Source organism: Caulobacter endophyticus (assembly GCF_029543245.1).
In the GTDB taxonomy this organism is placed as follows: Bacteria; Pseudomonadota; Alphaproteobacteria; order Caulobacterales; family Caulobacteraceae; genus Caulobacter; species Caulobacter endophyticus_A.
In genome coordinates this window covers 17,144-31,421 of record NZ_JARQWV010000026.1, presented here as the reverse complement: position 1 = coordinate 31,421, position 14,278 = coordinate 17,144, and the positions used below count along the sequence as shown (strand labels likewise).

11 protein-coding genes are annotated in these 14,278 nt (G+C 70.9%); 4 read left to right on the top strand and 7 right to left on the bottom strand.

The features are described from left to right. The first annotated feature begins 383 nt into the window (after nucleotides 1–383). Complete coding sequence (locus P7A99_RS21040; protein ID WP_431307697.1) at nucleotides 384–2,846, top strand: glycoside hydrolase family 3 protein; 2,463 nt, start codon at nucleotides 384–386, stop codon at nucleotides 2,844–2,846. Nucleotides 2,847–2,988: 142 nt separating this feature from the next. Here the strand turns inward: P7A99_RS21040 and P7A99_RS21035 are convergent, their stop codons facing one another. The 5 genes from P7A99_RS21035 to P7A99_RS21015 form a co-directional block, all read right to left on the bottom strand. After that, complete coding sequence (locus P7A99_RS21035) at nucleotides 2,989–3,849, bottom strand: LytTR family DNA-binding domain-containing protein (protein ID WP_277795705.1); 861 nt, start codon at nucleotides 3,847–3,849, stop codon at nucleotides 2,989–2,991. After that, on the bottom strand, nucleotides 3,834–4,508 hold the full coding sequence (locus tag P7A99_RS21030; RefSeq protein ID WP_277795704.1) for a DUF2306 domain-containing protein: 675 nt from the start codon (nucleotides 4,506–4,508) through the stop codon (nucleotides 3,834–3,836). The genes P7A99_RS21035 and P7A99_RS21030 overlap by 16 nt, the downstream gene beginning before the upstream one ends. 80 nt (nucleotides 4,509–4,588) lie before the next feature. Then, a complete protein-coding gene (locus P7A99_RS21025; RefSeq protein ID WP_277795703.1) occupies nucleotides 4,589–4,852 on the bottom strand; it encodes an Hpt domain-containing protein in 264 nt (87 codons plus the stop codon). After that, the gene (locus P7A99_RS21020) at nucleotides 4,849–5,229 is read right to left on the bottom strand and encodes a response regulator (RefSeq protein WP_277795702.1); all 381 of its coding nucleotides are present in this window, start codon (nucleotides 5,227–5,229) and stop codon (nucleotides 4,849–4,851) included. The genes P7A99_RS21025 and P7A99_RS21020 overlap by 4 nt, the downstream gene beginning before the upstream one ends. After that, a complete protein-coding gene (locus P7A99_RS21015) occupies nucleotides 5,226–7,748 on the bottom strand; it encodes a CHASE3 domain-containing protein (RefSeq protein ID WP_277795701.1) in 2,523 nt (840 codons plus the stop codon). Before P7A99_RS21015 ends, P7A99_RS21020 begins: the two co-directional genes overlap by 4 nt. Before the next feature lie 157 nt (nucleotides 7,749–7,905). Between P7A99_RS21015 and P7A99_RS21010 the strand changes: the two genes are divergently transcribed. The 3 genes from P7A99_RS21010 to P7A99_RS21000 all read left to right on the top strand — a co-directional run bounded on the left by P7A99_RS21010 (nucleotide 7,906) and on the right by P7A99_RS21000 (nucleotide 11,260). Then, entirely contained in the window at nucleotides 7,906–9,510 is a 1,605-nt protein-coding gene (locus tag P7A99_RS21010) for a fatty acid--CoA ligase (RefSeq protein ID WP_277795700.1), read from the top strand. Beyond that, nucleotides 9,510–10,403, top strand: a complete 894-nt coding sequence (locus P7A99_RS21005) for an oxygenase MpaB family protein (RefSeq protein WP_277795699.1) — start codon at nucleotides 9,510–9,512, stop codon at nucleotides 10,401–10,403. The genes P7A99_RS21010 and P7A99_RS21005 overlap by 1 nt, the downstream gene beginning before the upstream one ends. A gap of 188 nt (nucleotides 10,404–10,591) precedes the next feature. Then, nucleotides 10,592–11,260 carry a dihydrofolate reductase family protein gene (locus P7A99_RS21000; RefSeq protein WP_277795698.1) on the top strand — a complete coding sequence of 223 codons (669 nt, stop codon included), beginning with the start codon at nucleotides 10,592–10,594 and terminating at the stop codon, nucleotides 11,258–11,260. Here the strand turns inward: P7A99_RS21000 and P7A99_RS20995 are convergent. Beyond that, nucleotides 11,257–11,844: a hypothetical protein gene (locus P7A99_RS20995; RefSeq protein ID WP_277795697.1), complete on the bottom strand. Its 588-nt coding sequence runs from the start codon at nucleotides 11,842–11,844 to the stop codon at nucleotides 11,257–11,259. The genes P7A99_RS21000 and P7A99_RS20995 overlap by 4 nt on opposite strands. A 23-nt stretch (nucleotides 11,845–11,867) precedes the next feature. After that, complete coding sequence (locus tag P7A99_RS20990; protein ID WP_277795696.1) at nucleotides 11,868–14,189, bottom strand: glycoside hydrolase family 3 N-terminal domain-containing protein; 2,322 nt, start codon at nucleotides 14,187–14,189, stop codon at nucleotides 11,868–11,870. Nucleotides 14,190–14,278: the final 89 nt, after the last annotated feature.

Sequence of the window (14,278 nt, the reverse complement as noted above, 5' to 3'; positions counted from 1 at the left end):
GAGCCGGTTCCTGAGTGTAAGGCGCCAATAGATGCCGCCTTCTCTCCAAGTAAGACATCGTTGTCAGAAATTCGTAGTGCTCTGATTTCGGTTGAAATCGCTTTCAGCGGAACGGTTTGCGGCGAATTTGTCCTCGCGTGGACAAATATTAGCGTGTTGACACTAAGTAAGACAACGTTGTCTCGTTGCCGGGTGAGGCGGTCGCAAGCAGACGACCCCGCGAGCGGGAGGCCAGATCCATGCGCGTGCGCGTGGCCCGGGAGCCGCCGCGCGCCCGTCGGCCAGCCGCCGCCTCGAAACCCTACGCTGCTCCCGTGGCGTGTTCGGGCGCGGCGGCCTCTTTCCCCTTGGCCGTCGCGCTCCTTTTTCGATCGAGGCCGCCCGTGACGCCGTTCCGCCTTTCCGCCCTGGCCCTTCTGGCCGCCACCAGCCTGACAAGCGTCGCCAGCGCCGAGGTGCTGACCCCCGCCGGCAAGGCCACGGCGCACGTCGCCGCCTGGCCGGCGGTCAAGAGCCCCGCGGCCCTGACCGATGCGGCGACCGAGGCGAGGATCACCGCGCTGATGGCCAGGATGTCGGTGCGCGAGAAGGTCGGCCAGACGATCCAGGCCGACATCGGCTCGATCCGCCCCGAGCAACTGCGCGAATACCCGCTGGGCTCGATCCTGGCCGGCGGCAGCTCGGGCCCCAACGGTAACGACAAGGCCGGCCCGAAAGAGTGGGCGCAGTTCGTCGACCTGTTCCGCGCGGTGTCGCTTGAGGCCCGCGACGGCCACGTGCCGATCCCGCTGATGTTCGGCATCGACGCCGTGCACGGCCACAACAACGTGGTCGGCGCCACGCTCTTTCCGCACAATGTCGGCCTGGGGGCAGCCCGCGATCCGGACCTGATCGAGCGCATCGGCAAGGCGACCGCCGAAGAGGTGGCCGTGGCCGGCGGCGACTGGACCTTCGGTCCCACGGTGGCCGTGCCGCGCGACGACCGCTGGGGCCGGGCCTACGAGGGCTATGGCGAGGATCCGGAGATCGTCAAAAGCTATGCCGGCCGGATGACCCTGGGCCTGCAGGGCAAGCTCAACGCCGGCAAGGCGCTGGAAGCCGGCCGGATCGCCGGCAGCGCCAAGCACTTCCTCGCCGACGGCGGCACGCTGAACGGCAAGGACCAGGGCGACGCCCCGGTGTCGGAGGCCGACCTCGTGCGTCTGCACGCCCAGGGCTATCCGCCCAGCATCGAGGCCGGCATCCTGACGGTGATGGCCTCGTTCTCCAGCTGGAACGGCGTCAAGCACACCGGCAACAAGACCCTGCTGACCGACGTGCTGAAGGACCGCATGGGCTTTACCGGCTTCGTCGTCGGCGACTGGAACGCCCACGGCCAGGTCGACGGCTGTTCGAACGTCTCGTGCCCGCAGGCCCTGAACGCGGGCCTCGACATGTACATGGCCCCCGACAGCTGGCAGGGCCTGTTCGACAATACGCTCAAGCAGGTCGAGAGCGGCGAGATCAGCATGGCGCGCCTCGACGACGCCGTGCGCCGCATCCTGCGGGTCAAGGTCAAGTCGGGCCTGTTCGACCGGGTCGCCCCGCCGGTGCAGGGCCGCTACGAGCGCGTCGGCGCGCCCGATCACCGCGCCCTGGCTCGCGAGGCGGTGGCCAAGTCGCTGGTGCTGCTGAAGAACGACGGCGTGCTGCCGATCAAGGCGGGCGCCAAGGTGCTGGTGGCCGGCGACGCCGACGACATCGGCAAGGCGGCCGGCGGCTGGACCCTGTCGTGGCAAGGCACGGGCAACACCAACGCCGACTTCCCTGGCGCCCAGTCGATCTGGAGCGGCCTGAAGGAAGCGGTCGAGGCCTCGGGCGGCAAGGCGACCCTGTCCAAGGACGGCGCCTTCACCGACAAGCCGGACGTGGCGGTGGTGGTGTTCGGCGAGACGCCCTATGCCGAGTTCCAGGGCGACCTGCAGCATCTCGAATACCAGCCGGGCGACAAGACCGACCTGGCGCTGCTCAAGAAGCTCAAGGCCGCCGGCGTACCGGTGGTGGCGGTGTTCCTGTCGGGTCGCCCGCTGTGGGTGAACCCGGAGATCAACGCCTCGGACGCCTTCGTGGCGGCCTGGCTGCCGGGCTCGGAAGGCGGCGGCGTCGCCGACGTTCTGGTGGCCGGCAAGGACGGCAAGTCGCGGCGCGACTTCACCGGCAAGCTGTCGTTCAGCTGGCCCAAGCGCGCTGACCAGGGGCCGCTGAACAAGGGCGACGCGGGTTACGATCCGCAGTTCGCCTATGGCTACGGCCTCAGCTACGCCAAGCCCGGCAAGGTGGCGACGCTGGGCGAGGTGTCGGGCGTGTCCGGCGCCGGCGTCAATGTCGACAAGTACTTCGTCTCGGGCCGCACGCCGGCCCCGTGGCTGCTGTCGACCGCCGGCGGGGTGAAGCTGACCGCCATCGACGCCGCCGCCCAGGAGGACGCGCGCCTGGCGACCTGGACCGGTCCCGGCGCCCTGCTGGTCAACGGACCGCCGGCCGATCTCTCCCGCCAGACCACCGGCGACCTGTCGATCGCCCTGACCTACCGCGTCGATGCGAAGGCCCAGGGGCCGGTGGGCTTCTCGATCTCATGCGGCGAGGGCTGCGCCGGGGGCGTCGACGTGACGAAGATCTTCGCCGAGGCCCCGGTGGGCGAATGGCGCAAGACCCAGATCAAGCTGTCGTGCCTGAAGGCGGCCGGCGCCGACATGAGCCGGATCTCCTCGCCGGTGGTGCTGTCGGCGCAGGCCGGCTTCAAGCTGGCCTTCCGCGAGATCCGCCTGGAGCCGACGCAGGCGCATGTGAGCTGCCCGGGGAGCTGATCGGTCTGGTCCCAATGTTCGTCATCCCGGAAGCGCGTAGCGCTATCCGGGACCCAAGGGGGACTGGGCTCCGCTGGGGCTTCACCGCCCAGACGATGGCCGACGCGATGCGGCGACCCCTGGGTCCCGGCTCTCCGCTTCGCTACGGCCGGGATGACGACGTGAGGGGAGCCCCCAGCCGCTCCAGCAGCGCATCCCGATACGTCCGGCTGGTGACCACCTCGTCGCCGCCGGCCATGGTCAGCCGCCAGGAGCCGTCCGACAGGGGGCGGGCCTCGCGCACATGAGCGAGGTTTACCAGCGACGAGCGGTGGGCGCGGGCGAAGAGGCGAGGGTCGAGCTTCGCTTCCAGGCTCTGGAGCGTGGCGCGCAGCAGGCCCTCGCGGCCGGCCCAGTGGACGACCACGTAGTTGTCGGCCGCGCCGAACCACTCGACGGCCGACACCTCGACCGGGATGCGGCGCGCGCCCGACATCACCATCAGCCGCTCGGCGCCCTGGGGCGGAACCACGACGGCGCGGGCCTGAGCCAGGGCCGCTTCCAGCAGGGCGTTGCGAGCCCGGGCCTCGCGGGCGCGGCGGTGGTGGGCGGCGGCCAGGCCGACGGCGACGATGGCCGAATAGAGCAGCAGGCAGACCGGCGTCCGCTCTAGCATCCGGGCGCCGAGAGCGGCTTCGCCGCCGATGAAGGCGCGATCGATCAGGCCGGCGGTCAGGGTCTCCAGCGGCACGACGGCGAGGCCGGCCAGGAAGTTCGCCGCGATCCCGCGCGCCCCGGCCCCGAACCGGCGCAGCACCAGCCAGACGACCCCCGCCGCCGGCAGCCAGGCGGCGTAGATCCCGCCCTGCCAGAGCAGGGAGGCGGCCACGGACAGGCTCTCGCCCCGCCCCGCCGCCAGCCGGCGGGCGAACCAGGCGGCGCTGATCGTGGTGACCGTCCAACTGTAGGCCGTGAAGGCCCAGACCCAGGCGGCGGTCGGCGCGGCCTTCAGGCGGGCGACCATGCGCGCCGCCGCTGGGTGGCCAGAACCACGATCCAGATCATCGCGAGCGGTTGGAACAGCAAGGTCGGCCAGAGCTGGCTCCATGGCGTGGGCAGGAAGGTCAGGAAGTTGCCCGAGAAGGCGCTGAGCACAGCGCCGTACGCGCCGAGCATCTTCATAAGATGCTCGTAGGTCCAGAGGTCGGGCGAAAACGGCCAGTCCGTCGGCCGGGCGAACCGCCACAGGTCCCAGCCGCCCATCAGGAAGGCGCCCCAGACCAGGGCGATGCTCGGCGCGCGCGGGGCGTCGCTTTCACCGGTCAGCAGCAGCATCAGCACCCAGGCGCCGATCGCCACGACGGCCAGGGTGGCGGCCCAGTCGAGCGCGGTCGCCCGTTGAGCCGGATCGCGGTCGGGGCGCTTCCGGCGCAGCACCCGATAGCCGGAGAACAGGCCAAGGCTGGCCGTCGCCGACAGGGCGGTGAAATAGGCGTTGAAGTGCAGCGCCGTCATCAGCCAGGCGGCCGCCAGCATCACCCCCATCAGAACGACGAACAATCGTCCCGACAGCCGGTGCGCGCACGTTCCCTTGCGCGTCAGGATCGGGGCCAGGCCAACGACGGCGGCGGCCAGGCCGCAGGCGATGTGCAGGACGAGGGTCGGGGCGAAGAGCTGTTCCATGACCGCCGTCGTGGCCGGTGCGCCATGGGCATGGAAGCGAAGTGGGGCGAGCGGAGGCCGGGAGGGGCGAGGCCCCGGTCCTAGCCCAGCCCCTCCAGCGCCGCGATCAGTTCGGCGAAGGCCTCCGGCGGGGCCTCGCCTTGCTCGATCAGCAGGTCGTCGAGCTCGCGGGCCAGGTCGGTGACCTTGCCGTAGCCGAAGACGCCCGCCGCGCCGGCCAGGCGATGAACGACGTAGTGTCGGTCCTTCATCGAGGTGTCGGCCGAGCGCAGCCTGGCCAGATCGTCGGCGACGCGAACAAGGAACTTGGCCCGCAGCGGGGCTAGGGGATCGGCGGTGGTCATCGAGCGAGGATCGCGCGCACGTCCTGGGCCAGGGTCATCGGGTCGAACGGCTTGGTGATCACGTCGGCGGCGCCGAAGCCCAGCAGGCGGGCGCGCTCCTCGGCCTGGGCGCGGGCGGTGATGAAGATCACCGGCGTCCCGTCGATGTCGCCGCGCTCGCGCAGGCGCGTCAGCACGGCCGGGCCGTCCATGTCTGGCATCATCACGTCGAGCAGCACCACGTCGGGGCGCCAGGCGTCGCCGTCGAGCATGGCGAAGGCTTCCGGGCCGCCCCCGGCCGAGCGCACTTCGATGCCGGGATCCAGCTCCAGCGAGAAGGTCGCCACCTCGCGGATGTCGGCCTCGTCGTCGACGTACAGGAGCTTCAGGTCGGTCATCGGCGTCTCTTGGAATCGGCGTCCGAGGCGAGCTTGCGCACAGTTCGGGCCAGCTGGTCCAGCGTGGTCTTGGACTTGGTCAGCACCGCGTCGACCGAGGCCGCCAGCGCCTTGTCCTCCAGCGGCTGGGCCGAGAACACGATCACCGGCACAGGGTGCTCGCCGCCGTCGTGCAGGTCGCCCAGCAGCTCGACGCCGTTGCCGTCGCCCAGGCCCAGGTCGAGGATCACGACGTCGGGCCGGGCCTCGGCCAGGGCGGCGCGGCCGGCGCGGACGCTGTCGGCATGGCGGATGTCGCAGCGCTCCTGGAGGGCGTCGCGGACCACGGCGTGGACGTCGGCGTCGTCTTCGACATGCAGCACCTCGATGCGGCGAGCGTCGGCGTGGCCGTTGACGGCGCGGTGCACGGCGGTGCGCAAGCGGTCCAGATCGATGGGCTTCTGCAGCCAGTCGACGACGTCCAGCGCCTCGCCCCGGCCCTCCGCGGCCTCGGCCGAGATCACCAGGGCGGGGATGTCGCGGGTGGAGGCGTCGGCGCGCAGGCGGCGCAGCAGATCAAGGCCGCTGCCGTCGGGCAGGCGCACGTCGGTGACGAAGGCGTCGAAGCCGCCGATCTCGAGCACCGCGCTGGCCGAGGCCACGTCGCCGACGGTGTGGACGCGCACGCCTGCATCGCGAAGGGCCTGGGACAGGATCTCGGCGATGTCGGGATCGTCTTCGCACAGCAGCACGCGGGCGGCGCCTTCGCTGGCCTCGGGCACGCGGGCGCGGGTTTCGATCGTCGCCAGTTCGAACTGGAAGGTCGCCCCCTGGCCGGGGTCGGATTCGAACCACAGCCGGCCGCCGTGGCGCTGGACGATCTCGCGCGAGATGGCCAGGCCCAGACCCGTGCCGCCCTTGGCGCGGGTGTCGGAGGCGTCGGCCTGGGCGAACTTCGAGAAGATGCGGTCGCGGAACGCCTCGGGCACGCCGGGACCGTGGTCGCGCACGCTGAAGCGCAGCACGTCGGGACGCGGGGCATGCACCCGGACCTCGACCGTACCGCCGGCGGGCGAGAACTTGGCGGCGTTGGACAGCAGGTTGGCGGCCACCTGCGCCAGGCGGTCGACGTCGCCGCGCACCAGCGGCAGTCCGGGGGCGACATCGAGGGCGAAATCGACCTCCATCTGGCCGCCCAGCCCGCCCATGCCGTCGACCGCCCGCCGGGCCAGCTCGCCCAGGTCCATCGGCTTGAGGTCGAACTCCATCTGGCCGGATTCGATCTTCTCGATGTCGAGGATGTCGTTGATCAGCCGCACCAGCCGCTGGCAGTTGGAATGGGCGATGCCCAGCAGGCGCGCGGCGCGCTCCGGCAGGCTGCCGGCCGCCCCGCCGACCAGCAGGCCGAGCGACCCGGCGATCGAGGTCAGGGGCGTGCGCAGCTCATGGCTGACGGTGGAGACGAACTCGGCCTTCAGCTTCTCGACGCGTCGACGCTCGGAGATGTCGCGGATCGAGGCGGCGACGCGTTCGCCCTCGGGCAGGCGCACCAGGCCGATCGAGGCCTCGATCGGGAACGTGCTGCCGTCCGCGCGACGGCCGGTCAGCTCGCGCAGCACGCCCTTGGTCAGGTCGTCGGCGCCCGACAGCTGACGGATGAACAGCTCGCCCCGGTCGGGCAGGTCGATGAACTGGGCCAGGGCCTTGCGCAGCAGGGCCTCGCGCGGCTGGCCGAACATCTCCTCGGCGGCCTTGTTGACCGTCTCGATCGTACCGCTGGGATTGAGGGTGATGATGGCGTCCTGGGCGTTGTCGAGAATGGCGTCCAGGCGGCCGGCCGTGGCCTGGGCGACGGTGAACAGCTGCTGGCGGGCGCGGATCTGGCGCGACAGCAGCAGGAAGGCGGCCAGCAGGAACACCACCAGCACCACGAACAGGATCTGGGTCAGGCGTTCGGTCCGCAGGGTCAGGGCTTCGTTCGCCGCGATGCGCCGCTCGAGGGCGGCCTTGTCGGCGGCCTGCAGTTCGCCGACCACGGTGCGGATCTGGTCCATGATCACCTTGCCGCGGCCGCTGGAGACCACGGCGCGGGCGGCGTCTTCGCCGTGCTCGCGGCGCAGGCGGATGCCCTCGGCCATGGTGCCCTGCTTCTGCGCGATCAGGGCTTCGAGCCGGTCGAAGGCGGGGTCGTCCTTCTCGATCAGGTCGCCGACGTCGCGCTCGCGCATGCTGCGCAGGGTCGCAAGTTGGCTCGGCAGCCGGCGCAGGGCGGCGTCATAGGGTTCGAGGAACCGTTGCTGGCCGGTGATGACGAAGCCGCGCTGGCCGGTCTCGGCGTCCTGCATCAGCGAGAACACCGTCTGAAGTTGCATGCGCTGGTCGTAGGAGTGGTTCACCGCCTCGCGCAGCACCCTTCCGCGCGTGAACTCGCGCTGGATCTCCCAGGTGGTCAGCAGCAGCAGCAGAGGGGCGACGATCAGGCCCAGGATCACCGAGATCAGCAGGCCGCGCTGCTCGCGGCGCAGGAGGAAGCTGGTCATGGACTTGGGGTTCCTCGGGGGCGTTCGAGTCGGCAGCTTAGAGCCGGTCGGCGGCGCGACCAAACGCGGGTTTCCCGTTACCGTTGACTTACCCGGGGTCACGGCGAAAACCATGTTATCCGAGCGGCCGCGGCAGACGGCCCGCAGGGAGGTTCGGATGACTGAGGCCGCCGCCGTCGACTTCGCCCGCATGCCGACGCTGGGAGACGTCGCCCGCTACCACGCGCAGGAGCGGCCCGACGCCGTGGCCTTCTCGTTCGAGGGGCGCGACACCCGCTTTTCCGACCTCGACCGGCACACCAACCAGGTGGCCCGCGCCTTGATCGCCCAGGGGCTGAAGCCCGGCGACCGCATCGCCTATGTCGGCAAGAACAGCGACCTCTATTTCGAGATGCTGCTAGGCGCGGCCAAGGCGGGGATCGTCACCGCCCCGATCGGCTGGCGCTTGGCCCCGGCCGAGATCGCCTACATCGTCGCCGACACCGAGGCGAAGATGGTGTTCGTCGGCCCCGAACTGGTCGATCACGTGGGCGAGGTGGCCAAGCTGCTGGACGGGCCGGCGCCGCCGGTGGTGGCCATGGAGCCGGGCGGCCCGGCCGACCTGCCGCTGTTCACCGCCTGGCGCGACGCGCAGGATCCCGCCGACCCGGCCACGCCGCTGAAGTCGTCGGACGTGGTGCTGCAACTCTACACCTCGGGCACCACCGGCAAGCCCAAGGGCGCGATGCTGACCCACGACAACCTCTTGGCCATGCGCAAGGCCGCCGCCGAGCGCGCGCCGATGGACTGGAACGTCTGGGGCCCCGACGACGTCAGCCTGGTGGCCATGCCCGTGGCCCATATCGGCGGCACCGGCTGGGGGCTGGTGGGGCTGTTCAACGGGGCCAAGGGCGTGGTGGCGCGCGAGTTCGATCCCACCAAGGTGCTGGACTTCATCGAGCACGACCGGGTGTCGAAGATGTTCCTGGTGCCCGCGGCCCTGCAGATCGTCGTGCGGCTGCCGAGGGCCCGCGAGATCGACTATTCGCGCCTCAGCTACATCCTCTATGGCGCCGCGCCCATTCCGCTGGACCTGCTGCGCGAGAGCATCGAGGTGTTCGGCTGCGGCTTCGTCCAGCAGTACGGCATGACCGAGACCACCGGCACGGTGGTCTATCTGCCGCCGGAAGACCACGATCCGGCCGGCAACAAGCGCATGCGCTCGGCCGGCCTGCCGATGCCGGGCGTCGAGCTGCGCATCCTCGACGAGGCCGGCGGCGTTCTACCCGCGAACACCGTGGGAGAGATCGCCGTGCGCAGCGGTTCCAACATGGCCGGATACTGGAAGCTGGATGCGGCCACCGCCGCGACCATCGACGCCGACGGCTGGCTGCGCACCGGCGACGCCGGCTATCTGGACGAGGACGGCTATCTGTTCATCCACGACCGGGTGAAGGACATGATCGTCTCCGGCGGCGAGAACATCTATCCGGCCGAGGTGGAAAGCGCGGTCTACGGCCATCCGCACGTGGCCGAGGTGGCGGTGATCGGCGTGCCCGACGACAAGTGGGGCGAGGCCGTCAAGGCGGTGGTCGCGCCCAAGCCCGGCGTCACACCCGATCCCGACGACATCATCGCCTTCGCCCGCACGCGCATCGCGCATTTCAAGGCCCCCAAGAGCGTGGACTTCGTCGAGGCCTTGCCGCGCAACGCCTCGGGCAAGATCCTGCGCCGCCAGCTGCGTGAACCGTACTGGGCGGGGCGCGAACGACGGGTGAACTGATGGCCGATCCGCTCTCCCGCGCCGCGGCGCGACTGCTGACGCCGGACGGCGGACCGAAGATCGACTTCTCCGCCCCGCCCGGCGCGGCGGCCCTGACCTCCCCGGACTCGGTGTCGTGGCGGGTGTTCAAGAATCCGGTGTCGCTGTTCGTCGGCGGCATCACGGCGGTGATCCTCGAGTTGGCCGAGCCGCGCGTGCGCTCGGGGGTCTGGGATCACTCCAGCTTCAAGGCCGAGCCGCTGAAACGCCTCAAGCGCACGGGGCTGGCGGCGATGGTCACGGTCTATGGCCCGCGCGACGTGGCCGAGAAGATGATCGCCGGCGTGGTGCGGATGCACGGCCATGTCACCGGCGAGACCCCGGCCGGCGTCGCCTACCAGGCCAACGACCCGGCGCTGCTGGACTGGGTGCAGGCCACCGCCAGTTTCGGTTTCATCGAGGCCTACCACGCCTACGCCCACGCCTTGAGCCCGGCCGAGCGCGACGCCGCCTTCGCCGAGGCCGCGCCTGGGGCGCGGCTCTACGGCGCGACCGGGGCTCCGACCAGCGAGGCGCAGTGGAAGCGGCAGCTGGCGCTGATGCTGCCCAACCTGGAGCCATCGGAGATCGTCTTTGAGTTCCTGGACATCATGACGCAGACGCCGTTGCTGCCCGGCCCGTTGCGCCTGATCCAGAAGCCGCTGGTGCGGGCGGCGGTGGCGATCACGCCGGTCGAGGTGCGGGCGAAGCTCGGCCTGGGCGAGGCCTTCGCCCTGAACGGCGTCGAGCGGCGGCTGGTGAGGCTGGCGGGCGCCGGCGCCGACAAGGTGCCGATCAAGGGCTCGCCGGCGGTTGAGTCCACCCGGCGCATGGGCCTGCCGGACGACTACCTCTATCGGCGGCGGGCGGCTTAACCCTCCCCCTTGATGGGGGAGGGGCAGGGGTGGGGGTGATCGCGGCGGTTCGGCTCGCGCCTGGTCTTGACCCGCTTCCACCCCCATCCCCGACCCTTCCCCCATCAAAGGGGGAAGGGAGATCGCCTGTGATGTAGGATCGCGCCTTCCCCAACCGTCCTTGCCGCGAACCATCACGGAGCAGGGTCATGAGAAAGCTGATCGTCGCCGCCTTCGTCAGCCTGGACGGGGTGATGCAGGGGCCGGGCGGACCGGACGAGGATCGTCGCGGGGGCTTCGCCCACGGCGGCTGGGTGGCGCCCTATTCGGACGCTGTGACGGGCCAGGCGGTGATGTCGCTGTTCGAGGCCCCGTTCGAGCTGCTGCTGGGCCGCCGGACCTACGAGATCTTCGCCGCCCACTGGCCCTACCAGGACCCGAAGCACCCGATCGCCGAGCGCTTCAACGCCACGACCAAGCACGTCGCTTCCCGCGATCCCGAGGCGCCGCTGCCGTGGGAGAACAGCCGTCACGTCGGGCCCGACGCGGTTGAGGGCGTGCGCCGGCTGAAGGCGGGGACGGGGCCCGATCTGCTGACCCAGGGCTCCACGCAACTGGTCCACGCGCTGCTGGCGGCCGACCTCGTGGACGAGATGCAGCTGATGGTCTTCCCGCTGCTGCTGGGCCCGGGCCGGCGGCTGTTCGACGAGGCCGCCGCCCCGGGCGCCTGGACCCTGACCGGCTCGATCCTGGCCGACACCGGCGTGGTCGTGAACCGCTACCGCCGCGACGGTCCGGTGCGCACGGGCTCGTTCATGACGCAGGAGCCGAGCGCGGCGGAGCTGAAGCGGCGGGCTGAGTGGGCGGGGGAGGCCTAGGAGCGCGCGAAGGGCGGGGTCGCCAGGACGGCGGTCAGGTGGTCGTGCAGCTCACGGGCGGCCTGGCGCAGATCGGCCAGCAACCTGACCTCGGCCGCCTGCCGCTCGGCCGGCGGCCAGTGCTCAACGTCGTCGAAGGCGAAGAAGCCGGAATAGACGTACTCCAGCCCCAGTTCCTGCTCGGCGATCCTCTGGTCGGGGCGGTCCGGGTCGCGCCGAGGATTATGCACCAGCCGCCGCTTGGACAGATGGGTGAAGCGACCCAGCATAAGCCCGATCCTATTTCTCGGATCGTCATCGGCCAGGGCGAAGGCCAGGTGCAGGCGCAGGGCGCGCAGGATGGCCTCGTCGTTCTCCGGCATATCGCCGACCAGGCTTTGCAGCGCTCGGTCGAAATCCGCAGCGATCGCCGAGACGACCAGATCCGCGTCGCCGGCAAGGGCCGCGATGGTGGCGTCGCCCCGGTCGAGATCGGCTTCCAGCCAGCGCATGCAGGTAGCGGCGATGGCGGGACCATCAAGGAGATTCATGCGCCAAAGGCTGGCGATCTCCAGCGGGTCGGCGATGGCGGAGAGCGAGGGCATGGCGCGACCTTGGCGGCGCCCGTCTATGCTGTCCAGCCAAGCTGGACCATGCTGACCGGTGTCGGGATGGCGGTCGCCGGTTCGCGCGCCTTGCCGGGCGCGGCGATCGCGAAGGCGCCGCGCAGGCGGATGTCGGCGGAGGAGGAGCCGACCATGACCTCGATCTTGCCGGCCTCGATCCGCCAGCCGTCCGGGCTCCAGATCGCCAGCTGGGCGGCGGAAAGGGTGAAGGCCACGCGCCGCTTCTCGCCGGGCTTGAGGGTCACGCGGGCGAAGCCGCGCAGTTCCTTGACCGGGCGGGCGACGCTGGCGACCGGGTCGCGGACATAGAGCTGCACAACCTCGTCGGCCTCGACCGATCCGGTGTTGGCCAGCGTCAGCGACACCTTCACCGCGCTTGTGGGGGCGATGCTGTCGCGATCAAGCGCCAGGTCGGAATAGGCGAAGGCCGCATAGCTGAGGCCATGGCCGAACGGGAACAGCGGACCGATGTCGACGTCGTGGTAGCGGACGGTGTCCTTGGCCAGGTCCGGATCGGCCGGGCGGCCGGTGGGGACGTGGGCGTAGTAGGTCGGCGACTGGCCCGTGGCGCGGGGGAAGCCGACGGGCAGGCGGCCGCCCGGCGCGGCCTTGCCGAACAGGATCTCGGCCAGGGCCGGGCCGGCTTCGACGCCGAGGAACCAGGTCGCCAGCACGGCCGGCGCCTTTTCCAGCACCTCGGGCGCGACCAGCGGGCGGCCCGACGGCAGCAGCACGACGACCGGCTTGCCCGTCGCCAGCACGGCGCGGGCCAGGGCGCTCTGCGCGCCGGGCAACGTCAGGTCCGACCGGCTGCGGGACTCGCCGCTGTGGTCGAAGTCTTCGCCGACCATCAGCAAGACGAGATCGGCGGCCTTGGCGGCCTCGACGGCGGCGGGGATTCCCGTCTCGTCGTCGCTGCGGGGGCCGGCGCCGGCGACGTGGACGATCTCGGTTCCGGCCGGGGCGATGGTCTTCAGGGCGGGCAGAAGCGGGGCGACGTCGGCGACCTGACCGCGCGCCTTCCACGAGCCGAGCTGCGAGAGGTTGTCGGTCGCCAGGGCCCCGATGACGGCGATCTTCCTGGCGGAGGGCGCGATCGGCAGCAGGCCGCCGTCGTTCTTCAGCAGCACCACGGCCTTGCGCGCCGCCTCGCGGGCGATGGCGCGGTGTTCGGGGCCGACGAAGATGGTCTTCTCGCGCTCGACGTCGCCGAAGCGGTAGGGATCGTCGAACAGCCCAAGCCGCATCTTGGCGGTCAGGATGCGGGTCACCGCCTGGTCGAGCAGCGGCAGCAGGGACGGGTCCTGCCCGATCGCGGTCTTCAGGTGGGCGGCGTAGACGCCGCTGGCCATGTCCATGTCGACCCCGGCCTTCAGCGCCAGGGCGGCGGCCTGAACGGGGGTCTCGGCGACACCGTGATTGATCAGCTCGAGGATGGCGTTCCAGTCGCTGACCACCAGGCCCGGCCAGGTCCACTGGGTCTTCAGCACCCCGCGCACCAGGGCGGCGTTGGCGGTGGTGGGCTCGCCGTTCAGGTCGTTGAAGGCGGTCATCATCGTGCCCGCGCCCGCCTTGGCGGCCGCATGGAAGGGCGGCAGGTAGACCTCGTTCAGCGTGCGGTCCGACAGCTCGGCGCTGTCGTAGTCGCGGCCGCCGGCCGCTGCGCCATAGGCCCCGAAGTGCTTGGCGCAGGCCAGGATCGAGTCCTTGCCGGCCAGGCCCTCGCCCTGGAAGCCGCGCACTTGGGCCGCGGCCATCACACCGCCCAGATAGGGATCCTCGCCGGCCCCCTCGACGATGCGCCCCCAGCGGGGATCGCGGGCGATGTCGACCATCGGCGCGAAGGTCCAGTGCAGGCCGCTGACGGCGGTCTCGACCGCGGCCATGCGGGCGGTGGCGCGCACGATTTCGGGATCGAAGGTCGCGGCCATGGCCAGCGGCACGGGGTAGAGGGTGCGGAAGCCGTGCACCACGTCGATGGCGAACAGCAGCGGGATCTTCAGCCGCGACTCCTCGACGGCCGTGCGTTGCAGCTCGCGCAGGAAGGCCGCGCCGGCCACGTGCAGGTACGAGCCGACGCCGCCCTTGCGCACGAGGTCGAGGGCGGACGCGTCGATCTTGGAGTTCAGCGCCTTCTGGCGACCGCCGGCCGGCTGGTGGGTCTGGCCGATCTTCTCGTCCAGGGTCATCTGCTTGAGGAGCGTGCGGACGCGGGCGTCCTGGTCGGCGGCCAAAGCGGGAGAGGCGAGCGCGGGCAGGGCGGGCGCCAGGCCCATCGCGGCCCCGGCGGCCAGCAGCGCGCGGCGGTCGATCAGCGGTCCCATGGCGTCGTTCTCCCTTCGATCGTCGTGCGCGGTCGTTAGGCGGGGAGAGCACTATGGTTTGACAACGCTGTCAACGCTTGGTTGTCCAA